Origin of the sequence: Lactobacillus sp. UMNPBX1, assembly GCF_002554085.1 — a bacterium.
In the GTDB taxonomy this organism is placed as follows: domain Bacteria; phylum Bacillota; class Bacilli; order Lactobacillales; family Lactobacillaceae; genus Lactobacillus; species Lactobacillus crispatus.
In genome coordinates, this window is record NZ_PCZI01000012.1 from 44,387 (window position 1) to 68,260 (window position 23,874).

21 protein-coding genes and 2 pseudogenes are annotated in these 23,874 nt (G+C 34.7%); 5 read left to right on the top strand and 18 right to left on the bottom strand.

What is annotated here, in order from left to right:
- The first annotated feature begins 8 nt into the window (after positions 1-8).
- The gene (locus CP352_RS07290) at positions 9-1,376 is read left to right on the top strand and encodes an aspartate kinase (protein ID WP_054833014.1); all 1,368 of its coding nucleotides are present in this window, start codon (positions 9-11) and stop codon (positions 1,374-1,376) included.
- A 90-nt stretch (positions 1,377-1,466) separates the two neighbouring features.
- On the opposite strand, the gene CP352_RS07295 is transcribed toward CP352_RS07290, so the two are convergent.
- Complete coding sequence (locus CP352_RS07295; protein ID WP_089143271.1) at positions 1,467-2,027, bottom strand: histidine phosphatase family protein; 561 nt, start codon at positions 2,025-2,027, stop codon at positions 1,467-1,469.
- A gap of 172 nt (positions 2,028-2,199) precedes the next feature.
- On the opposite strand from CP352_RS07295, the gene CP352_RS07300 reads away from it, so the two are divergent.
- A complete protein-coding gene (locus tag CP352_RS07300; protein WP_065990553.1) occupies positions 2,200-4,515 on the top strand; it encodes a phospholipase D family protein in 2,316 nt (771 codons plus the stop codon).
- A gap of 103 nt (positions 4,516-4,618) precedes the next feature.
- Here the strand turns inward: CP352_RS07300 and CP352_RS07305 are convergent, their stop codons facing one another.
- From CP352_RS07305 to CP352_RS07320, 4 genes are all read right to left on the bottom strand, one after another.
- Positions 4,619-5,086 carry a hypothetical protein gene (locus CP352_RS07305; protein WP_013086461.1) on the bottom strand — a complete coding sequence of 156 codons (468 nt, stop codon included), beginning with the start codon at positions 5,084-5,086 and terminating at the stop codon, positions 4,619-4,621.
- A gap of 153 nt (positions 5,087-5,239) precedes the next feature.
- Positions 5,240-6,823 carry an ABC transporter ATP-binding protein gene (locus tag CP352_RS07310; RefSeq protein ID WP_089143270.1) on the bottom strand — a complete coding sequence of 528 codons (1,584 nt, stop codon included), beginning with the start codon at positions 6,821-6,823 and terminating at the stop codon, positions 5,240-5,242.
- A complete protein-coding gene (locus CP352_RS07315) occupies positions 6,820-8,418 on the bottom strand; it encodes an ABC transporter ATP-binding protein (RefSeq protein WP_065991051.1) in 1,599 nt (532 codons plus the stop codon). Before CP352_RS07315 ends, CP352_RS07310 begins: the two co-directional genes overlap by 4 nt.
- A gap of 173 nt (positions 8,419-8,591) precedes the next feature.
- The gene (locus CP352_RS07320) at positions 8,592-9,611 is read right to left on the bottom strand and encodes a hypothetical protein (protein ID WP_089143304.1); all 1,020 of its coding nucleotides are present in this window, start codon (positions 9,609-9,611) and stop codon (positions 8,592-8,594) included.
- 343 nt (positions 9,612-9,954) lie between these two features.
- Here CP352_RS07320 and CP352_RS11480 point away from each other — a divergent pair, with 343 nt between their 5' ends.
- A complete protein-coding gene (locus tag CP352_RS11480; RefSeq protein WP_005719230.1) occupies positions 9,955-10,083 on the top strand; it encodes a hypothetical protein in 129 nt (42 codons plus the stop codon).
- Positions 10,084-10,181: 98 nt separating this feature from the next.
- On the opposite strand, the gene CP352_RS07325 is transcribed toward CP352_RS11480, so the two are convergent.
- From CP352_RS07325 to CP352_RS07370, 9 genes and pseudogenes are all read right to left on the bottom strand, one after another.
- Complete coding sequence (locus CP352_RS07325; protein ID WP_054832952.1) at positions 10,182-10,844, bottom strand: putative quinol monooxygenase; 663 nt, start codon at positions 10,842-10,844, stop codon at positions 10,182-10,184.
- A 95-nt stretch (positions 10,845-10,939) separates the two neighbouring features.
- A complete protein-coding gene (locus tag CP352_RS07330) occupies positions 10,940-11,488 on the bottom strand; it encodes a hypothetical protein (RefSeq protein ID WP_089143269.1) in 549 nt (182 codons plus the stop codon).
- Between the two features lie 89 nt (positions 11,489-11,577).
- A complete protein-coding gene (locus CP352_RS07335) occupies positions 11,578-12,195 on the bottom strand; it encodes a LysR family transcriptional regulator substrate-binding protein (RefSeq protein WP_089143268.1) in 618 nt (205 codons plus the stop codon).
- A complete protein-coding gene (locus CP352_RS11185; protein WP_005719234.1) occupies positions 12,185-12,346 on the bottom strand; it encodes a hypothetical protein in 162 nt (53 codons plus the stop codon). The genes CP352_RS07335 and CP352_RS11185 overlap by 11 nt, the downstream gene beginning before the upstream one ends.
- A 15-nt stretch (positions 12,347-12,361) precedes the next feature.
- Complete coding sequence (gene eis / locus CP352_RS07345) at positions 12,362-13,528, bottom strand: enhanced intracellular survival protein Eis (protein WP_089143267.1); 1,167 nt, start codon at positions 13,526-13,528, stop codon at positions 12,362-12,364.
- 115 nt (positions 13,529-13,643) lie between these two features.
- Complete coding sequence (gene citX / locus CP352_RS07350; RefSeq protein ID WP_089143266.1) at positions 13,644-14,180, bottom strand: citrate lyase holo-[acyl-carrier protein] synthase; 537 nt, start codon at positions 14,178-14,180, stop codon at positions 13,644-13,646.
- A 13-nt stretch (positions 14,181-14,193) separates the two neighbouring features.
- Positions 14,194-15,379, bottom strand: a pseudogene (locus CP352_RS07355) (hypothetical protein).
- Between the two features lie 10 nt (positions 15,380-15,389).
- Positions 15,390-16,619, bottom strand: a complete 1,230-nt coding sequence (arcA, locus tag CP352_RS07365) for an arginine deiminase (protein WP_089143265.1) — start codon at positions 16,617-16,619, stop codon at positions 15,390-15,392.
- 73 nt (positions 16,620-16,692) lie between these two features.
- On the bottom strand, positions 16,693-17,541 hold the full coding sequence (locus CP352_RS07370; RefSeq protein ID WP_005723104.1) for a LysR family transcriptional regulator: 849 nt from the start codon (positions 17,539-17,541) through the stop codon (positions 16,693-16,695).
- Between the two features lie 128 nt (positions 17,542-17,669).
- On the opposite strand from CP352_RS07370, the gene CP352_RS07375 reads away from it, so the two are divergent.
- The gene (locus tag CP352_RS07375; RefSeq protein WP_013086476.1) at positions 17,670-19,943 is read left to right on the top strand and encodes an HAD-IC family P-type ATPase; all 2,274 of its coding nucleotides are present in this window, start codon (positions 17,670-17,672) and stop codon (positions 19,941-19,943) included.
- Between the two features lie 67 nt (positions 19,944-20,010).
- Here the strand turns inward: CP352_RS07375 and CP352_RS11345 are convergent, their stop codons facing one another.
- The 3 genes and pseudogenes from CP352_RS11345 to CP352_RS07385 form a co-directional block, all read right to left on the bottom strand.
- On the bottom strand, positions 20,011-20,178 hold the full coding sequence (locus CP352_RS11345; protein ID WP_223845425.1) for an Ada metal-binding domain-containing protein: 168 nt from the start codon (positions 20,176-20,178) through the stop codon (positions 20,011-20,013).
- Complete coding sequence (locus tag CP352_RS11350) at positions 20,135-20,323, bottom strand: hypothetical protein (protein WP_233186924.1); 189 nt, start codon at positions 20,321-20,323, stop codon at positions 20,135-20,137. The genes CP352_RS11345 and CP352_RS11350 overlap by 44 nt, the downstream gene beginning before the upstream one ends.
- A gap of 102 nt (positions 20,324-20,425) precedes the next feature.
- A pseudogene (locus CP352_RS07385) lies at positions 20,426-20,955 on the bottom strand (Bax inhibitor-1 family protein); the annotation flags it as partial.
- Positions 20,956-21,130: 175 nt separating this feature from the next.
- Between CP352_RS07385 and CP352_RS07390 the strand changes: the two are divergent.
- Entirely contained in the window at positions 21,131-22,225 is a 1,095-nt protein-coding gene (locus CP352_RS07390) for a DUF871 domain-containing protein (protein WP_005719249.1), read from the top strand.
- Positions 22,226-22,268: 43 nt separating this feature from the next.
- Here the strand turns inward: CP352_RS07390 and CP352_RS07395 are convergent, their stop codons facing one another.
- Positions 22,269-23,588: an FAD-dependent oxidoreductase gene (locus CP352_RS07395; protein ID WP_089143264.1), complete on the bottom strand. Its 1,320-nt coding sequence runs from the start codon at positions 23,586-23,588 to the stop codon at positions 22,269-22,271.
- Between the last annotated feature and the right edge of the window lie 286 nt (positions 23,589-23,874).

A 23,874-nucleotide genomic window follows, 5' to 3' on the forward strand; every position in this document is an offset into this window, starting at 1 on the left:
AAATAGATATGAAAGTTGTTAAATTTGGAGGTTCTTCCCTAGCCTCAGGTAATAGCGTAGATAAGGCCCTAAGTATTATTAATGCCGATCCCGAAAGACAAGTCGTTGTAGTCTCAGCACCGGGCAAAAGAACTGAGGATGATATTAAAGTAACCGATCTAATGATCACTTACGCATATATGAGCTTGAGGAGTAATAATTATCAAGACATCGCTACCCGTATTTTTAAGCGTTATGAATTAATTGCCCAATATTTTGAGCTGCCTGAAGCAGAATTAGAGGATATTAAGCAGCTTCTACTTACATTGCCGAAGCTAAGTTACCCTAATAATGACTACCGCATGGCAACCTTTAAAGCACACGGAGAACGTCTTAATGCAATTTTGATTGCTAAAATTTTAAATCATCAAGGAATTAAAGCACGATTTTTAGAGCCAAAAGATGTAGGTTTAATTGTCACTGGCACTTCTAATAATGCTGAAGTCAATCCTGAAACTTATGTGAACTTAAAAAGAATTAAGGCTGCAAAAGATGAAAAGATCATTTTTCCTGGCTTCTATGGCATTACACCATCAGGACATATTGCTACTTTCTCTCGCGGTGGTTCTGACATTACCGGTGCTATTCTAGCTAGGGGGTTAAACGCTGATCTTTATGAAAACTTCACCGATGTCGATGCTATTTTTTCAGCCAATCCCCATATCGTTGATCAGCCCAAGCCAATTAAAAGAATGACTTATCAAGAAATGCGGGAACTATCTTATGCGGGATTTTCCGTCTTTCATGATGAAGCCTTAATTCCTGCTATTCAAGGCGAAATTCCTGTCAATGTTAAAAATACTAATGCTCCAGAAAAACCTGGGACAATGATCGTACCAGAGGACGGCTTTATACCTAAACACACAATCACAGGTATTGCCGGAGGCAAAAACTTCGCGGCCCTTTATTTAAGAAAATATATGTTAAATAAAGGTGCTGGTTTCACCTTGAAGTTAATGGAAATTTTGCAAAAACATCACGTTTCATATGAACATATGCCATCAGGAATTGATGATATTACCATTATTTTCAAAAAAGATGTCCTAACTGATCAGTTAATTGATGTTATCTGTAATGAAATTCAAACTAGTCTAAATCCTGATCAAATGCAGTGGATTGATGATTATGCGATCACAATGGTGGTAGGTGAAGGGATGAAGGACAAGCTGACTTTATGTGCTAGCCTGCTTTACCCTCTTGGTAAAAAGAACATCTCCATTCAAATGATTAACCAGGGTGCATCCCAAATCTCAATTATGATTGGTACCAGACGGCAAGATGAAGAAGTAGTTATCAAAACCATTTATGATAATTTCATTGCTCAGGATAAAATTTAACATAAGCTATAATATAACAAATAAAAAAATGGTAAATCTGGTTATTAGTACCTTGATTTACCATTTTTACTTTATGAGATTATCTTTTTACTAAAAAGTAACTACTTTATACTCCAAATATTTTTCTCCATCAAAGCTCATTTTCACAATAAATGGATTCTTTGGCTGGATCATAGCAAAGGCTTGATATTTAAAGTTTGGATCATAGTAATTAATTACTGATCCAATTGCTGTACCATGTCCACCAATAATCATAGTTTGATCTTGATATTTGGACAAAACTAGCTTCAAAGCTGCAACATTTCTCTCCTGCGTCTCTTTTAAAGATTCGCCATTTCTTAGCTTATAATCAAAATCTTCCCATTGTCTTTCACAATATTCATGAAAATTAGAAATCCACTCATCACCAATTTTTCTTTCTCTAAAGTCAGAAATAGATGATAATGTTAGTTTCTTCTCGTCTATAACTGGTTGAATTGTATCAATTGCACGCTTGAATGGACTAGAAAAAGCTTGGTCGATGTGTTTATCTCTAAAGTAATCAGTTACTTTTTTTCTATCTTGCAACCCCTTTTCTGTCAAAGGACGTGTTAAATCATCATGAACTGATAAATCAGGTTGAGCATGTCTTACAAAATATACTGTTGTCATAATTGTCTCCCAAGCAATAACATATTATATATTTTTTTACTACCGTTATTTGAATCAAATTTTACTTAATCCAATTTATAAATTCAATGATAAATTAATTTTTCCTTGCTCTAATTCAATTTTTCACGATACACTAAAAGCAAATATTTGTATACTCACGAAAGGATTTCATATGGGATTAGAAATACTCAATCATACTGATCAAAAATTAATTTCCAATGCCGATTTTTGGCAATTAGTTGATTTTCAAAGAGAATCAAATAAATTCTCTGAGTTTAAAGGTATTTCCTTTGTTTCCAACATTAAATTTATTGAGAAAAATCTTCTACCACGTTTTGACCAGATCACACTAATTCTTGGACTAACTGATAATGGATCAAATTCAATTGGCAAAAGAATTGACCAAATTTTAAATAAGCGTCGTGATTTGATTGAATATAGTTACGAGCACCAAGATAGTACCTTCACTAAACGCATTTTAGATGGTAGTTTACAACTTTTCTTCACCAAACAGAATTTGATTCACACTAAGCTTTATTTAATGAGAAATCAAAGCAAGTACTCCGTCTTTTCGGGTTCAATGAATCTTACCGATGCGGCTGTTAATAAAAATATGGAGCAATTAGTTTGGGACTACGGCAATACTTCTGATCCATTGTTCAATTGCTACCAACAAATGTTTCAGGATAACCTTGATCAAGCTGCAACATACATTGATGCTAAAAAATTATCTGGTTATTTAAAAGACAAAGATAAAGAAGAGCTACGCATTCATGTGATGCAGGATTCTTCTCTAGAAATTAAAAATAGTCCTAATTCAACTGGTAAAGACATCATCATTCTTCCAGCTGAAGAGATCAAAAAGTATCGTGACCATTACAGCAAAGATGATGAATTAAAGAAATTATCTGAAAATGAAAAGCTTGTTGCTTCACAAACAGTTACTTTATTTGGTGAAGGTGGCAATAAAAGACGTAAGCTAGATACAATCGGGCAAGATTTATATAGCTTAACTCAGCACATTATTCGTCAAGACAAAAAGGCAAAAGCAGATACAACACAAATTGAAAAAGAAGAAGATCTTTTCCCTGTTCCTGTTCAGTTTTACAATAATGGTCAATTATTCCAAGCCTCTAAAATTGGTGATAACATCCCTTCTGAAGTTATTACTTCTGATTTAACTGAAGAGCAATTAAAAAATGCACTTCAGCTTTTCTGTGATATCACTCATGAATATAATACTTACAAAGAAGTTGGTGAAGGCTGGCAAGCTTGTGACTTTATGTTGTTTCTGTATGAATCACCATGGCTTTGGAAAATCCGCAATTTATATGAATTATCTGGAAGCAACGTATCTAGAGAGGACGTGCCTATTGCTACAGCACTAATCGGACAAGGTCGAACTGGTAAGTCCACCCTAGGGAAAAGACTAGCCGCTAAATTAATTGGTGCTCATAATTTCTTAGATAGTGGAATGATGGATCCAAAGAATTATGCCTTTGGCAAGAGTAATATCAATATGACAATTACCAACACGCTAAGTGACTATGTATATACAAATGGTCCTGTAAGTCCATTAATGATTGATGATGTCAGTCCCGAGCTTACAACCCGTACTTACTTTGAAAGATTCATCAAGGAAGTTACTAACAATCGTAATTTAACTCATCCCTCACCAGCATTCATTTTCACGATGAATAGACAAGAAAGCTCTATTAAATCACAATTTTCTCTAAAGCCTGAAATTATGCGTCGTTTATGGTACTTAAGCTTTGAATCTACTTTTTCAGGTGAAAGTGATCAACGTAATGCAGCATTAACTAGCTTATTTAGTCGTGCAAATGATGATCTTTTTAAATATTGTCAAGTTGAATTAGCAAAATTCTTTACTAACGTTAGTGTTGAAGACGCGCAGAAGATTGAAAGAGACTTCTTATATCCAATCAAGCATGTTTTAAAAACTGCACTTGATAAATTTGATATGTATAACCAAGTCAGCAAGTATTTTGAAGAAAATTACGATTATTCCCTATTCGTTGGTCGAAATGACTGGGGAATGTTAATCAATCAAGCAAAAATTGGTAGCGATATCTTATTTATTAAACAAGATGACCGGCTAAAAGCTCAAATCAATAAAGAGCTTTTCAATAAAATCTCCGATCAAACGGCGAAAAACAGTGGCTCTACTATGCTTGATCGCTACTTTAAATATTTGCCTAGAAAATATCACATTGCATCACAACAAACTAGTACTGGCTTTATCCTTGACGTGGAAAACTTTGATAAATGGCTTGATGATGATACGTTAATGAATAAGTATCAAAATAGTAGTTCATTTAGAGATAAGCAACAACGAGACAATCAAGCACAATTAACTCAAACAGTTGATATGCTGGCTAAGGCAATGTTAGAAGATCGTGAACAACGACGAAAAGAAGAGGCTAAAAAGAACCATAGTTGGTTTGGTAATCTCTTCCATAGAAATTAGATTGTATCATTCAAAATAAGGCTTCTAACCTATCATGACTTGAAGTCTTATTTGCTATATGGATAATAATGTTGAGATTTAGATTGATATTCTTTTACTGAAATTATTTCGTCAAAGTTAGAATAGAATCTAGTTTGTGATATTCAATACTTCCAAGTGATAAGGTAACCTTCGTTCCTTTATTTAGATCTAAGATTAAATCTAGATAATCGAGATCAAAATCAATAGGACTGAGACGCAAATTTTTAAGATAAACAACAGAAGCATTCTTTATCTCTGACAAATTAATGATTTGCTTATCTTTTTTACGCAAACCAAGTAACTGGAGCAATTTTAGTGCATCGTTGCTATCATAAGTGATAGATGTGATATTCTTACTATCAATTTGCCAATATGAACTAAAACAGGTAGGTAAAGTTAAAAATACGCCTAAAATTAGTACAATAAGAAATAGCCACCAAGGTTGATAACCAAATTCTGCTAAAAACAGTGAAAGAAAAATCACTACAATCATGCCAATTAAGACGTGACTTAATTTAATAGGAGTTCCACCAATAATTCTGTCTTTCATTGTGCTCACCTTCTTATTGTCTTTCTACATAATATTATAAAGCGTTTTCAAGTGCCTTGAAGTTACCTAGAAATAACTATAAAAGGTTTAAAGCCATCTTTCCAAACTAAAGTAAAGACACTGCATCCCTAAAAATGCGGTGTCTTTCTTCAACTATTCTTTTACCAAATGAATCTCTCGATCAAACAACTGATGCATTCCTTCATTAAAGTTATGGGCAATAAAAACAATCGTCGTTTTGCTTTTCAATAAATTCTTCAAAATCGACATTGTAGCTTTCTGATCAATTGCACTAGTTCCCTCATCAATCAAGATAATATCACTATTGTGAACTTTTGCTCTAGCCAATACAATTTTTTGTCTTTGACCTCCGGAAATATTCAGCTTATCAAGATTAATCTTTTCATCTAGTCCTTCAGTAAACTTAGCGATATCATCAGTAAAGTTCACTTCATTTATTACTTGTTTAACTTTTCCATTCAGTTTTTCATTAAACATCGTAATATTTTCTTCAATCGATGCTGGAAAAACTACTGGATCTTGCGGTAAATAACCTATCTTACTCAAATCAGGATTAATTTTCTTACCAGCCTTATCCTCATAAACAACTTTACCTGCACTAGGCTTAAGTTCACCTAAAATTAGTTTAAACAAAGTAGACTTACCTGTACCAGAATCGCCAGTTAATAAAATCTTTTCGCCTTGCTTAATCTCCAGATCAGGATAAGTCAATTTTTCTCCATTAGGGAACTTTAAAACTAGATCTTTTGTTTTAATTACATTAGGCATAACTACATCTTTTTCAGCTTGCATCGGAATATCACTAGCAGATTTATCAACTTCGGCAAGTAATTTTTTACTACCTTTCATTGCTCCTAACCCGTTAGTAAGTGTATCAATTCCTCCATTTAAGTAATACCGAAAATTACCGACTACCAATAAGGCACCAATTGGAATTTGATGATTTTTAACCAACCAACCAGCAAGCACAAACAATGCTAAACCAAAAGCCGCGGAAACAATTCCATTTACAGCATTAAGCAGTTTAATATAAGCCGTTTGCTTAACATTAGCATCTTCTAATTTTTTTGATGTTTTTTCTATTACGGAAAATAGTTTAGCTCCAGCTAAAAATTGTTGAAGTTGATCCAGACCAGATAACCAATCATTTAATGTATCTAAATATTTTTGATTGCTGTCAGAAATTAATTCTGTTGCTTTTTGTAACGGCTTTTCTGTTAACTTTGGCAGCAAAAGAGAAATAGCTACCATCAAACAAATAGCCAGCAATAATTGCCAACTCAATAAAATAAGATAAATTAAAACAAAAACGATCGTTGACACACCATAAATCAATAAGAAGACATTAATAAAGTAGTTATTGTTAAGCATTTGTAAATCATTAGTCAAACGATTTTGCATCTGTGCAACAGTATGCTTTTTCCCGTCATAATAATATCGCTTAACAATTTTATCTCTAACTTGATCATTTAAGTCTTGTACCTGAGCCTGCTGCTGATAATCAACTAAAGCACTCACACCATAGTCAACTAACATAATCAGAAAAGCAAGAACATCGATTAAAATAAACTTAGTCCAATTACGACTTAAAAGGATATTCGTCTCTTCTTGTACAACGTAAGTATTGGTAATTGATAAAGCAGGAATAATAATCCAACCAATTGCAGTTAACCAGAAACGAATTGGATTGGTTTTAATAAAAGCTTTTAAATTCATCTTACTTTATCCCCTTTCTTACTTTTTAATTTAATTTCTTGATCAAATTTTGCTTTTAATTCTGGCGTAAAGTTGTGAGCAATCATCAAAATAGTTTGATCTGTTTTGAGCAATTCATCAATGATTTTTTCGGTAGCTTTTTGATCGATCGCACTAGTTACTTCATCCATTAAAACAAACGATTGCTCGTGTATTTCCGTTCGCGCTAAAACAACTTTTTGCCGTTGTCCACCAGACAAATTTTCACTTTTTAGATCAATTGTTGTATTAACACCATCTGGCATTTTGGCTAAGTCGGATTGGAGTTGAACTGCTTGAACAACATCTTGAAGCTTATCCTGCAAATTTTCGTTAAACATTGTAATGTTCTCTTTGATCGTTGCGGGAAAAACTACTGGATTTTGCGGCATATTGCCAATTCTAGCTTTTCCTTCAGGAATGATAGTTTCATTTTCATCTAGATAGGTCACCGTACCAGATTCAGGTTTTAGCTTACCTAACAAAACATTAAACAAGGTTGATTTTCCTGTTCCTGAATCGCCAGTAAGCAAAACTTTCTGCCCTTTTTTTATTGTAAAATCAGGATAAAAAATTGTTTCCCCCTGATCGTATTTTACAGACAATCCTGAAACTTTAAGACCGTAGGCTGATACTTTATCTTTATTTTCATCAGGAACTTGCTTTCTTAAATCGGTAATCTGTTCGCGTAAAGCCTTAGTTGACTTAACTTGCGTTAACGACTGAGTAATATTCCAAATTGCTGAAAAAATCGTAAATGCAAAACCACTAGCAACTGCAAAATCACCGAATGAAATCATATTAAGCAAAAACATGATTCCAGCAATAAAGCTCATACCAATTTGTGCAATTGAAGTGCTAAAAGCATTAATCAAATAACTTACACTTCTTAATTTTGCACTACCCTTACTTGCGTCCACATAATCACTACTTGATCGATGAATTTGCTTAACCAAACGACTGTATGCACTATAACGACGTAGTTCCTGCAATCCACCAAGCCAATGAGCAATTGTATTTAACAGCTTTTCATTCTTTTTATTTACTTTATCTGTGGCAGCTGATGTTTTCTTCTCCATAATTTTAGGAGCAAAAAGTGTAATCACAGCTAAAATGGCAGTAACCAAAATTAGAATCCAGTTCATGCTTGCTAGTAAAACAATAGCAATCACAATCTCTAAAATCCCACTTAAAATAGTAATCCAAGGTGTAGCATAATCATCTGATAAGATTTTTAAATTGGCTGTTAATCGGTTCTGCATACTAGAGACTTTTTCATCACTTTTTTCATCATAGTAATGATGCATGATTTCTTGCCGAATTTTATGCAGATAGTTTTGCGTCTGCCTAGTGAAAACAACGGTAGTAATTGGTAAAAGCAACGAAGTGAATAATGCTAAAACAAACTGCATTATTTGCCAATAAACATATGTATTAAAATTACCAGCAGTAATTGAATTCAGAGCATATTTAAATAAATATTCACTAAAACTCCCAAATAATGCGTATAAAACATACAATAAGATAATAATGCAGGCTCGAAACACATTGCTTTTAAATAGCTCTTTTAAACTCATACTTCTCCTCCATTAATCATTAATAAAAATATTTATCGTCCTTTAATATTACCACACAAAAATAATTTTTTACACATATTTTTTTAATTTTTAAGCTAAATCATATTTCATAAACATAAAATAAGACTAGTAATCAATTCAAATTGACTACTAGTCTCTTTCTTTACCAAAAACTATATTTTTCGCAAAACGTCGATCAATACACGACGTAAGTCTTCGTTCTTCTTACCCATTTCTTCGATCAATCTAGCTTTATCATCTAAAGCCTGATTATATTTATCTTGCAAAGCATTATATCTTTGCTCCAGTTGATTGTAATTTCTGATTACTGTATTGTAGCGTTCACGCAAACCGCTAGCTTCATCAAATTCATAATTATTTCGATTATTATAGCGGCGGTTAGACTGATTATTACGTGAGCGGTTATTATTTTCTCTTCTGATCTCAAAAGGATGCTTATTTTGTCGCTTACGTTGATTTTGCGTTTGATTATTATTTCGATTATTGCTATTCTTCTGATTATTCTTACGCTCAAAGTCCTTAGATTGACCTTCACGACTTTCATTCTGATCCTTAGAATGTTGCTCAGGCTTTTCTTTAGTTTCTGTTTCCTTATTTTCAGCCGCTTTTTCAGCATTCTTGCGATACTTTTGATCAATCTTGATATTTTGATAAAAAGGACTAAGTTCAGCTATAACTTTTTCACCATCTTCAACCGAAAAACTTCCCCGCTTGTTAACTGGCTTAATAAAGTTGGTCTTCACAATTGAAGCAATCTTATCTTCTAATTTCTTTTGAATAGATTTATCAATCTTATCATTCTTTATAACTTTAGCTAAAATCTTACGCTTAGTAATTGTCCTAACCCGCTTAGATTTAGAAGCTGGCTTCTTATCAGTAGCATCCTCTTTAGCTGGGGCTTCCTTAGCACGACGTTCAATTGCATCTGCGTAATCTTGTACATTACCAATAATTAATTTAGCAACAGCCGGCTTAAAATATTTTCTTCTTCGCACAGTAATACTTGGTTGTTTACGTGTACGCACAAAGTTATAAATTTTAATCTTTAGTTTTTGTTGTAATTCTTTACTTGCATTAGGCAACAATTGATCAATCATTTGATTCATTGTTACCATTTCATTTAAATCAATATTTTGTTGTTCTAATAATGTTTGCTCTACTATTCCTGGCATTTCCAATCCTATATTCTTTTAGTTTTTTCACAACAAAAAGGGCCATTACGGCCTTTTTTGCAATAATACATCAATTTTCTCATTAATAAACTTAATGCACTTTCCATTTTACAACATTAACGCTATTTACGAAAAGGGCTACAAGCATATTCTCTATTTTTTAACCAAAACAAGCAACATCCCATCGATACTGCTTTATTTTATGCGCAGTTGCACTAGACTTTGACTCTATTTCTATTTTACGTGCTAACCAGCCTTTTTTCTAGTTTTATTTTCTTAACTAATCCATTAGGTTTTACATATAAATTCTTAATATTATTTCGCTATTATAAGATCAATTAAGATGAAAGGAATGAGAACCTTGATTAAACTACTCTTAATTGGTGGATCATTTTTAACGCTTGGTTTAATGGCCATCAGCTCAGTATTAATTAATAAACCAGCAGTAGCAAAGGTAAAACATCGCCACTAAAAACCAGAATAATATATGTTAATAAATCTTTTTCCCCTCTAACTAGAAAGACCAGGTTATGTACTCCACATAGCCTGGTCTTCTTTTCGTCTTATTCTTTATGGTTGGTAGAAAATTGCACCTTGGTCAACAATTACATCTGGTTGCAACTTACGTAAACTCTTACTTTCAACACAATATTTTGTATTTTTCAAATACTCTTTGAAGTTCTTAGTTTCCAAGTGCTGCTTGTAAGCTTCATTATTACGATAAACTTCAATAGCTAACCATTCATTTGGTTGATCGGCAACAGTTCCTGCAATCATTGCCAAAATATCTTTTTCTTCTTCGACTGCCGTTTTCATTTCTTTCATTACAGCATGAGCAAACTCATCGCCCTTACCTAAAGAAACACCAATTTCAGTCAGATAAATAACATAATCATTTGATCCGGTAACTGCTAGTTTTTCTGCCTTTGTAGAAATAAATTCCGGAAACAATTCTACCTTTACTCGACTAGTTAAAATATCTTTAGCAACGTCAGTAAAATCCTTAAATTGCTTTGAATTAGCATGAGTATCATAACTTGCTTCGTCTTGATAGCATTCTACTACAAAATTAGTAGTTTCTTCGTCATGACTTGTCTGCATAAACAATGTGCCTGGTTCGTTTTCTTGAGAAGTAAGCATATTATGTTGCCCTGCCTTAACGAACTTTGCATGATCCTCTTTATTAGTTTCTAGTTTATATAAACGCAAAATTGGTGTTTGTTTTAATTTCATAACTTCTCCTCCAAGAATTAATTTTGTCACTATTATACTAAATTTTACCGCGTCTATTAGTAAAAAACATCCCTTAGTTAAGGGATGTCACAAAACTATAACGTGTAATTAACTTTCTTAAACTTGTAGTCCTTCATTTTTTTAGCTAATTTCTTGCTTCTGAAGTAGTTACCACCATCATATCTACTAGAATAAACCAGCACGTTATGCTTTTTACCATTAATGGTTTGTGGTACCACTCGATAAAGACTCCAATTTTCAAAAGTAATCCACGGATCAATCTCATAGAATGTATCATTCTTCATTTTGGTAGTTTTACCAGACATCCAGTTTTGCGTTACCTTATCAAAGTTCTTCTGGTTAGCAATTCTACCATTGAAGTAATCACTAATTGTCGAAGCCTCCTGGGTAAATATTGGTTTGCCATTAACAGTATGTTCAGTAAAGGTGATCTTTGTGCCATTATGTGCATTACGATCATAAGAGTACCAAGTACCCTGCATCTTTTTTGGAATAGTAACCTGTACACCATTACCATAAGTTGAAGCATCAACAGTCTCAACTTGACTAGCCAAACCAGTTAATCCTAAAACAAGTACCATTGATGTTAAAGATAACAAAGTTCTTTTTAGCATAAAAATCATCTCCAGAATATAAAATATATGAATCCGCTTTCATAATATATTTTACAGTATCTTATAGTACTTAGACAAGATATTTTTAACTTTACAGATTAATATTCTTGCTGCAATAGCGTTATAAACTCACTACTTAACGCTGAATTTGACTTATAAAAAGCCATTATCTTTTGCTTTATTAACTGACCATGATCAAGCAAGAAAAGTGGCTGCAAATCTGCAGTATTAATTAACCTAGCCGTATTCTCACTTAAAATAAAATAGCCAGACCCAGAGGCGACCAACAGTGCTGCTTCTTCAACCGAGTTAGAAGCGATGAATTGACTGCCAATTTGATACAAATCTTTAAATAAATGTAGCTCACTAACCTCTTCTTCAGGTTTAGCCACAATAAAACAAGTCATATCATTGAGCTCGTCTTTTTCAATCATTTGAATGCCATTAGGATACATTCCCTTGGGCAAAATTGCCATTACACCAGCTTGAGTCAATTCTGTTTCATCAAAGTTAAGATTCTCGTCACGCAAATCATTGATTGCTATGTCTGCTTCATCTTCATTCAGTTTTGCAAAAGCACCATCATGACTAGTCGCAAGTAGTTTTACATCTACATTAGGATGTTTTAACACAAAATGCTGCACTGCCTGATCTAATTCCTTACGACCTAATTGGTCAAAATATGCAATCTTTAATTCCGTCATTTTATTTTTCATCCAGCGGTGCGTGTCCTTCTTCTGCTACTCTTCTTTTATCCTTAGTATCTTCATGCTTATTAAGTGCCATCAAGGCAAAAAAGATCAAATTCAAACCACTAACTACAATGCCAAATAATTTTATTAAATTGAGTTTCTTTTCTTTACTCATTTTTTAACCTCACAACTAAAAATAATCATAAAATGATACATCGCCTTTAACGAAATCTAATTTTTTGATGCGGTAATCTGTAATTAATCCTAGTTTAACAGCAGCATTCATGGTTAGTCTACCTAATAGCACCTGGGTCCACGCGGTAATTGATCCCGAAAAATCAACCAATGCATCTTCCTTACGTTCTACCGCTACCTTACGTCCATGATTACTTAATTGCCAAACTCCAATATTCCAAGGACACTGTTCATCGCTATTGACTTCCAGATTAAAATCACCTTCTTGCATTGGCCGCATACAAGCCAAAACTTTTTCAAAATCAATAATTCGACTCATCATATAAGGACGCAAATCAACTTGGAGTTCGTTTTGTTCAGGAAAAAGTTCAGCTCGTAACGATTTCTCTGGTACGCTCATTTTAAATTGCTTAACACTGCCCGCGTGCGAACCCATAAAACCAAACATACTCAGTAATCCCTGCGGCGTAATTGCGTACATTTCATCAGCTAAAAAAGTATTGTCTCTAATGCGATAAATCAAGTAACTAATTGGCCGCTCATCCGCGTCAAAATAAACGGCTACATTGCGGTGATGATAATAAGAATCAAGTCTATTCCACCACCATGCCTCACGTATAACCGTGTTACGTTCATCATCAGTATGCAGTTGACGTTCATAAAGTTGAATCACACCATTTTGAACAGCTAAATTGTCCCACTTGCCACGCACTATATGACCAGAACGTGGTAATTTAAAACTACACAATGCGCTTCCATCAAAGCGATATTCTTTTTGATAAATACTATTGCTAAACCCGTACTGGCGATAAAAGCTCTCCGAAAATGGTGCCAGGTTAGCAAACGGAATATCTTGCCTATGTAAGTCATGCAAAATTTCTTTCATTAATTGGGAAATATGACCTTGGCCACGATACTCAGGATATGAAGCTACATAACCTATTCCAGCCATCGGTAAATGATGCCCAAAAACATCACTTTTAAATCGATTAACCATAATATAGCTAGCTAATTTTTCCTTATCAAAATAGCCATAACCTGTACTATGATCATAACGACTCATAAAATTTTCATCTTTAGTCAAATCATTATTTTTCAAAAATGCATATTGAATTAATGCCGTAATTTGCTTTAAATTATTCTTATTTTTCTTTAATTTCATGCTTATTCCTATACGTACATCTATAAATTTATTCATTACTATTTTAGTTCATTTTTTTAATTTTTAACTAGATTTTTCATAAAAATAAACCGGAATCATAAAATCCCGGTTTATTTTACGCAACGTATTCTTGATAAAGCTGAGAGATAAATGCCTGCATCTGTTCCACTGAATGTCTCCGGCTGCGAGCACATTCTTTAGCAGGGCAATCACATAAAAAGCACTTACGTGGCTGCCTGCCCAAATCTCTGCGTGAAATTGCAGCTTGTTTATTTTTTACCAACACGTCTGCATCAAAGAGACGTCCCAATGATGTCTGATCTTCAAAATCAATTGTTGAGCGCTTTACTTTTTCAATTGACAAAGATAATACATAGAAGTTTTCACAGCCACTATCATCATTAAGCTGTGTCACCAATTTAAAATGATAACCTAGGTTAGTCCAAGCATTTTCCAGCTCATTGATACCAAACATAAACATTTTAGTTAAATAGCGATTATTCTTGATTGGTCCTGGGATATTCATCTTAATGTCGACTAGAGTTTGATTAGGATACTTATTAAAAATCTTATGTTGTACAGCTACTCGCCTATCTTTAGCTGCTAAAACTTGGGCAATATCCTGCTTTTTTCCTTCATTAAAAATATTCATTTTTATCACCCAGTTAATTATAAACGATTGTGCCGACTCCGTCTGCTAGTTTGTTGGCATTGCTCAAAGAGGTGATAATTGCTAAATTACCTGTTTTTTCTACAAATTCAATTGCAGCTTCTATCTTAGGCTTCATACTCCCAGCTGCGAAATAACCTTCTGCTAGGTATTGTTTGAGCTGTTCAACTCTTATTTTACCAATTGCTTGTTGATTTTCTTTGCCATAATTCAAAAATGCATGATCCACCGTTGTTAGAATTACTAATTCATCAGCGTTGATATCTTCTGCCATTTTAGCAGCGGAAAAATCTTTATCAATTACGCCGGCAACACCTCTGAGATGCCCATCTTTCACAATAACAGGGATGCCACCACCGCCACAGGCAATCGGAATAAATAAATTTCCTAAAGTAGCCGCCATCACTGCTTTAATTGAATGCAATCGATTTTCAGCTTCTGTAAATTGCCAAGCATACTTTGAATTAAAGACCTCATCAGTTACTTCCATCTCATTTAAGCCATATTTTTCATAGATTTCTTCTCCCACCTGAGTTGTTCGATCATAAAAAGCTGGCAAACAATGCATAAAGATCAATTGGTCATCTGGTGTACCAGTCATTTAACGCCCTAAGCAATATCATCTGTGATCAAATTTTTTGAACCTGAATCTTGGGCAAAATTTTGAGCAATTTTTTGTACATCAGGATGTGTAAACAAAGGCTTGGGTGTAACAATATGTACATTAACACCTAACATTGAGCCACAAACTAAAAGACTGTCGGCAACATTATCGCGGCCATCACCCATTTCCAAACAGGAACGCCAGAATATTTAGCCAGCTATTCTACATCTTCTTGAGCAAAACCGCGATATTCAATTCCATCATACATTGAGCCTAGGACTTTAGCCGTATCCTTGACGCTTTCTTTTTTACCTAAGTGGATCTCGCTTGCGCCTAGATATTCTGGATGAGCGCCTAAATCATTACAAGCTACTACAAAAGCAGATTGCGTTCTAGTTGAGGCTTTTTCAAAAAGTAGTGCAATATTTTTACCTTTCAGATATTCATGCGGGATATGCTCTTTTTTAAGTTCTTTTAAATGTAATGCAAAATCAATTAAATATGAAATTTCAGCTGGAGTATAGTCTTTACAATCGAGAAAACTTCTACCTTGAAAAACATTTTGTAAATATTTCATTTTTTGCCTCTTATAAATCTTCACGAACCAACGGACACGACATACATCTAGGACCGCCACGACCACGTGAGAGTTCACTAGACCGAATCTCATGAACGATGATGCCATGTTTTCTTAGCAAATCATTGAATACATAATTACGATCATAAGTAACGACTTCACCTGGTGCAATTGCCAAGGTATTTGAGCCGTCATTCCATTGCTCACGTGGTGCGGCAATTGGATCACCACCGCCAGTTGGAATTAAATCCAATTCGCTTAAATGCAAGTTTTCTTTCAAAACCTGCACCAAATCATTCTTTTCTGTAATTTTTACACCGTTGTGATCATCGGGCTGTAGAACATAAATATCAATTTTGCCGGCTTTATCTAAAATAAAGGGATGAACCGTAAATTGATCATAATTAATCATTGTAAAAACTGTATCAAGGTGCATCATAGCATGATTGTGCGGAATCTTAATCGCTAAAATCGTATCATAACTTGAATGACCAAATAAATTATGAGCTAAGTCAGTAATTGCAGTTGCAGAAGTGCGTTGTGAAATACCTACAGCTAACACATGGTTATTTAGAACTAGTTCATCCCCGCCCTCAAGGCGACCATGATGATAACGGTCACGCCAAACTGGAATAGTTGCGTTCTTGAAATCAGGATGATTTTTCAAAATTGTTTCCATAAATAATGATTCACGTCGTCTAGCTCTGAAAGTCATCCGGTTAATGGTCATCCCTGAACCAATTGCAGCCTGTTGATCTCGAGTAAAATATACATTTGGCATTGGATCAAGATAAAAAGGGTAATCTGGGTCCTCAGCCAAATCTGCTAAAGATGGGGTAGAATTATGAATCGCACTTTTTCTAATTCCAGCAATCACCGTTTTTACCATTTCCTTAGTTGGCAATTCTTGGAGATAGTTCAGCAATAATTGATGCAAAGGATCCTGTTTTTTAATACTTGATTCATCCAGTAACTGATCTAAGAATGCCCGACGAACTTTCTCATCTGTTAAAGATTCTGCTAATAAATCCTCAAGATATAATACTTTGATCCCCTGCTGCCTCAATACATGCGCAAAAGCATCATGTTCTTCTTGGGCAATCTTCAGATAAGGAATATCGTCAATTAACATTCGATGCAAAATATCTGGGGCTAGATTTTCTAGTTCTTTTCCCGGTCGATGTAACATCACCGTTTTTAACTTACCAATTTCTGAATAAACATGAATCGGACTCGACATTCAACCGCCTTCTATTAATTATTGTATCCGTTTACATTTATTATGGATCAATTAGGCAAAAGTTACAGTATTATCATATTGCAGCAATGATTTTTTTCATTAAAGGTGTAACTTGATGATCTTTACGCCAAACCAGCTGCAAATGTGTTATCCAATTAGCATGTTTAATTGCGATCATATTTTCTTGGGCATAAGTTGTCGCAATTGATTCTGGTACTAGCGCTACTCCCATTTTTCTCTTGGCCCAAGTAATTGCTGTCCGTGAATCATCACACTTAACCGCATAAAATGGCTTAAGCCCATGATGTGCAAAAGTTTGATTAAAAATATCCTCAAAGCGGCGATAAATAATCAATGGCTGATCTGCTAGATCTTTAATGCGTAATTCTTTTTTTTGCTGAAAATCTGGGTCTACACTAATAGCCATCATTTTTTCAGTTGTTAAAGTCTTAGTATTTAAACCTGTCTGGTTGTAAGGCGTTCGTACAATGCCTAGATCGATTGTCTTTTTTTCTAATTTATCCAGGATGCCATAAGTATTATCTTCATAAATATCAAAAGAAATTTCCGGATAATATTTTCGTAATTCATTAAAAGAATTCATTGGTATCAAGCCCGTTGAGGAAGATGCCATTCCAATTGCAATCGTTCCCAATTCACCGGAAATAGTCTTATGTACTTGGTTTTCAGCATTTTGAGCTAGAGAAATAATTTCATTGGCATAGCTTTGAAAAATTTGTCCCACATCAGTTAACTCAATACCATGTGCCGTTCTTTTAAATAATTGCGCGCCCAACTCTTTCTCTAATTGTTTTAATTGATAGCTTAATGGTGGCTGTGCAATATACAAGCGCTTAGCAGCTGCTGTAATCTGCTTTTCTTCTGCTACAACTAGAAAATAACGTAACTGTTTTAGATTCATATTATTTATCCTTTTTTTATTTCAATTGATAGTGATATTAAAATATTTAATATCTTATATTGTATTTTAGTATTTTATTCATAGCAATATCTGTGCTACCTTATTAAGGTAGATTTGGAGGGAAAATAATGTCTGATAAATTTCACGGCTTAACTCAAGCCGAAGCAGACAAGCGCTTAAAAGAAGATGGCTTAAATGAAGTACCAGAGCCTGAATATAATTTCTTTAAAGAGTTCTTGTCTAAGTTATGGAACCTATCCGCTTGGATTCTAGAAGCTGCTTTAATTCTAGAATGTATCTTGGGCAAATGGGTCCAATCATTATTCGTGTTGTTGATGCTTTTATTTGCTGCATTTAACGGTGCATCTAAGAAAAAGCAATCAAGACGAGTTTTAAATAATATTTCACACAAGTTGACTCCTACTGTATCAGTTGAACGCGATGGCAAGTGGATCAAACTTGATTCTAAACAACTAGTTAAAGGTGATTTAATCTCACTTAAACGCGGGGACGTACTCGCAGCAGATGTTAAAATTGTTGACGGTAACTTAGCTTGTGATGAAAGCTCAATTACAGGTGAATCTAAACCAGTTAAGAAAGCAATTGATGACACCGCCTTTGCCGGTACTACAGTTGTTGAAGGTGATGGCCTAGCTGTTGTTACTGCTACAGGTAAAGATTCTAGAAGCGGTAAGACGATTAATTTGATCAACAATTCCGCTGCTCCTGGTCACTTACAACAACTTTTGACTAAGATTATCTACTACCTTTGCTTACTAGATGGTGTTTTAACCTTAGTTATTATTATCGCCTCCTTCTTCAAAGGCGGTAATTTCAATACCTTTATTAATATGTTGCCATTCCTGGCAATGATGTTTATTGCTTCAATTCCTGTAGCAATGCCATCAACTTTTGCTTTATCCAACTCATTTGAAGCAACCCGCTTAAGTAAAGAAGGGGTCCTGACTTCTGACCTAACTGGAATTCAGGACGCAGCTAACTTGAACTTGCTTTTACTCGATAAGACTGGAACAATTACGGAAAACAAAACTGCCGTGGCCGCTTGGACTGATCTAAGTGACTTGCCTGATAAAGACGTGCTTGCTTTAGCTGGAGCCGCAACTGATAAACGTAATGCTGGTATTATCGATACAGCAATCGATGAATACTTAGTAGAAAATAACATTCCAGTCATGAATGCTGAAAACTTTACTCCATTTACTTCTGACACTGGTTATTCTATGGCTGATGTTGCTGGACATAATGTAAAGCTTGGTTCATTTAAGCAATTATCCTTGATCGATAAACATGCCGATGAAGAAATTTCTGGAATTAATTTCAAGGCAGGACGCTCAGTGGCAGTCTTGATTGACGATAAGTTAGCTGGTGTCTTCATCTTACAAGATAAAGTTAGAACAGACTCTAAAGCAGCTTTGGCTGAACTCAAGAAACGTGGCGTTCGCCCAATTATGTTAACTGGTGACAATCAAAAGACCGCTGCTGCAGTGGCAGAACAAGTTGATTTAACTGGTGAAGTAATTTCGATTCACGATTTCAATGAAAATACTGATATTAATGATTTGGCCGGTATTGCTGATGTTTTACCAGAAGATAAACTCAAGATGGTAAAGCTTTTCCAAGAAAAAGGCTATATCGTAGGGATGACTGGTGACGGAGTTAACGACGCACCTGCATTAAAACAAGCTGAAGTAGGAATCGCGGTTTCAAATGCTGCTGACGTAGCTAAGCGTTCGGGTAAAATGGTATTACTAGACGATGGTCTAGGCTCAATTGTTAAAATTTTAGACGCTGGACATCGTGTATACCAAAGAATGACTACTTGGTCACTAACCAAGCTTGCTAGAACTGCTGAATTAACGATGCTGTTAACTTTTGGCTATCTTTTCTTTGACTACATCCCAATGGCCTTGAATGCAATGGTTATCTATACCATTATGAACAATATGGTTACGATGATGATTGGGACGGACCGGACTCACATTACTTATAAGCCAGAAAACTGGAATATGGCTAAGCTTGCTAAGATCGCCTTTTCACTAGCTGCTGGTTGGACTTTAATTGGTATTGGGTTTGTTTGGTTCTTAAACACACACGGTTGGAGTCACGGTGCTGTTTCTACTATGGTTTACGTATACCTAGTTCTTAGCGCAATGTTGATTGTTTTGATTACTAGAACTCGTAAGTACTTTTGGCAAGATTACCCATCCAAGTTGGTTGGTAGTGTTCAAATTGCAGATGTTCTATTGACCTTTATCTTAGCTCTTTGTGGTTGGGCAATGGTCCAGATTTCCATTCAAAACTTAGCAATTACTGTAATTGTAGCGATTATTGCTGCCATAATAATCGACTTAATTTACCAACCTGTGATGAAAAACAGATAGATTATTACCATAAATTTTATAAATTAAAAGACTTCTAGGAACTTTGAACTCTTAGAAGTCTTTTAATTTATCTTTTTGATTCACGATATCCTGCTGCACGTGCTGCTGCTTTACTCTTGAAGAAAACCGCATTTTCACGATTCATTCGATAATTATGACCGCGCATTACGTGAAAGATTTTTGATCGTTTATTACCAACTTCTGTAATTACTGGTATAAATCTTAGTTTTATCACGATATTGATGCTTTCTCCTTCTGTGATGAATAGCTGCATTAACAACTGATGTCGATCCCTGCAAATTTGCAGGCAGAATACTGATTTCTCCAACTAACATCAGCAATGCAACAATAGTCACAACCCAATTCTTGCATCTTTTCATAAAAACACTCCCTTAATATGTCACTATATTTATATAGTATACGCTTATATATGAAGTGTTCCTACGTTTATTAGAAACTAGTTTCAATTACTTATCTTCATTTGCACCTAAAACTGCAAGCCCTTTAGTTGAAAGATCATCACCATATTGTAAATAAATATCTTTCATTCTTTGTGCATCCCACGCAGTTAAAATAGTAAATATAATCACAGCAATAATCGAAAAAACGTAGTCAATGATTGGATTATGTAAAAACAAATTAACTAACATGGCTACAATCAACCCAATTAACGCAGCAGAAGCATAGGACCCTATTCGACTCAAATCTTTTTTGGTAATTGTTCCTAAAATCGCCATTGTTACAAAGACGGTTGCCGAAGCTACAAATGCTGAAGCAATATTTTGTCCACTATATGCACCTGCAATAAAAGCAAAGGTAACGCCGTAAACAATTGGTTTTGTGCAATAAAGGCAGAGATAGGTCCCGCAAAAACCGTCATTGTCAAATATGCACTAATTGCTGAAACAAAAACCGCTAAGGCCATATAACCATATATTTTGCTTAAAAAAACATTTAATCCTGAATCATTAGCATATTGCTGTTGACCAGATTCTTGATCAAAATTATCCATCTTAATTTCTCCTTCTTAACACATACCCTGTACTTTAAATATAACACCTGTTTAATTAAAAACGTAGCGAGACACCCTACCAAAATATAAACTATCTCGGTCCCCTTTGGACTAGACCTATAATAAAAAATATCATATAATTGGTATAGACAATTATCAAAAATGAGGTACTATTATGACAATGAGATCTTTAGGTCTGTCAATTTATCCAGGCCACAGCAAATTTGAAGGCAACGCTCACTATCTGGACTTAGCTCACAAATATGGCTTTTCTCGTATCTTCATGAGTATGCTTGAAGTACAAGGCAGCCCTGAAGAAACCAAAGCTAAGTATAAAAAAATCATTGAATATGGCAATAAATTGGGATTTCAAACTTTTTTAGATGTTAATCCTGCAATCTTCAAACAACTAGGTGTCAGCTATGATGACCTGAAATTTTTTGCTGATATTGGTGCAGCAGGCATCCGTCTTGACACAACATTTGATGGTGCAATTGAAGCAATGCTTTCTTACAACCCATATGGTCTAATCATTGAACTCAACATGAGTAATAATGTTGACTATCTTAACAATATTATTTCTTACCAAGCTAATACACCGTTTATTTATGGCTGTCACAATTTTTATCCTCAACGCGGTACTGGCTTACCTTACGACTTCTTTATCGCTTGTTCTGAACGCTTCAAAAAGTTTGGCATTCATTCAGCCGCTTTTGTCTCAAGTCAAGTAGGTCAAATGGGACCTTGGAACGTGGAAGATGGTTTACCAACGCTTGAGCAAGACCGTAATTTACCAATTGATGTGCAAGCAATGCATCTCTGGGCTTCTGGGTTGATTGATGATGTAATCATCGGTAATGCTTATGCCAGTGAAGCCGAGTTAAAAGCCTTATCTAAAGTTAATCGCTATCAATTGATGTTGCACGTAAACTACGTTACTGATGTTAATAAGATTGAGAAAACTATCGTAGAAGCGCCTCAACATTTCCGCCGTGGTGATATCACTAAGGATGTAATTCGTTCAACCATGCCCCGTGTAACTTATGCAGATATTCCTAATCCAGTACACGACAACAATGTAGAATTCCAACGCGGAGATATTATCATTGGTAACGACAACTTTGGTCATTACAAAAATGAACTACAAATTGTCCTTGAACCTCATAAGGAATCAAGGATGAACAAAGTCGGTTCTATTAGATCAGACGAATTATTCCTGCTCGACTTTATTAAACCATGGTCAAAATTTAAATTAATCGGTAACAAATAATAAAAACACCTCATGTCATTATCTGTAGACACGAGGTGTTTTTCTACTTGAATAAATCGTTAAAACTTTCGCTCATTGTTGGGTGAGTATAGATTTGATCACGCAAAATATTTGCTGGAATCTTCATTTTCATTGCCATACTAATTTGATTAATTAGCTCATAGGATTCGGCACCATAAAGAGTGACGCCAAGAATTTGGTTGTTTGCAGGATTAATTAATGCTTTAAATAAACCGCGTGGATCCTTCAATACTTGAGCCTTAGGAATTGCAGTTACTGGCAGTTTCTTTAATTCATATTTGATATTTTGGGATTTTGCTTCCTTTTCATTCAAGCCGACGCGAGATAATGTCGGCGTAATGAATACACTGTATGGTACATTGATTCGATCACTGACTCTTCTTTGAGCATCCCCATATAATTGATCCTTGATAATCCGGAAATCATCAAGTGAAATATAGGTAAATTGCGGACCGCCTTTGACATCACCAATTGCCCAAACATTTTCTACGTTAGTTCTTAGATAATCATCAACCATAATTGTGCCACGATCAGTCAATTCAATATCAGTATTTTCTATTCCAAGATCTTCAGTATTTGGTTTTCTTCCTGTGGCTACTAAAATTCTATCAGCAACTGTTGTTGTAGTCACGCCATCTTTTTCATAGTAAACAGTATGGTCATCTATTCTACTGATCTTCACGCCTAACTCAAATTTCACGCCACTATTTTCAAGATCATGCTTTATCTCGACCGCAATGTCATCGTCTTCACGTGGTAAAAAGTTATCATGTAAATCAAGCACAGTTACTTCTGAGCCATATTCTGCAAACATCGATGCAAATTCTAGACCAATGTAACCAGCACCAATAATCACTAGTTTTTTAGGTAAATTTGTTTGATCCATTGCAGCAGTCGAATCAAGAATAGCATTACTTTCCATTAAACCAGGAATTGGCAACATAACAGGCAAAGCACCAGTATTGATAAAAATTCTGTCACCATGAAATTCTTCGATTTGATCATTTACCGTGGTTACTGCAATTTCATGATTATTCATAAACTTAGTGGTGCCGTCAAGTACGGTAACATTCTCTTCATCTGCTAACATATGATAATTCTTGTTCCGTAGCATTGAAGTCATATCATTTTTGCCATTGACCGCGTCAACAAAATCAACGCCATTACCAGCTTCGATAATTAAACGCTTAGATGGCAAACATGCAATATTAATACAAGTTCCACCATACATCTTATCTGACTTCTCAACAACTAAAACTTCTTCACCTTTTTGTGCTAAAAATTTAGCTAGAGTCTTACCACCTTTACCAAAACCAATAATAATGTTCTTTACATTTTTCATAATTACGCCTCCCTATTCTTAATATCCTGTTTTCCTTATTGTGGACGATCAAGAATAATTTATCATCTTTTTTGCTTTAGAATAAAAAACAAATCCTCCTAAAAGCGAGTCGCCTTTAAGAGGATTGTTATGAATTTCTGTTGATCGGGCATCGTGAACAAGGATTCTCGATGCAACACTTTCTTTAGTATAACGATGTTTGTAAGTTAGATCAAGCCTGATTTTAAAATGGTAAGTGTCAATATTTTTGCGGTAGGTTGTGAACCATTAGTCTAACCTTAATTTC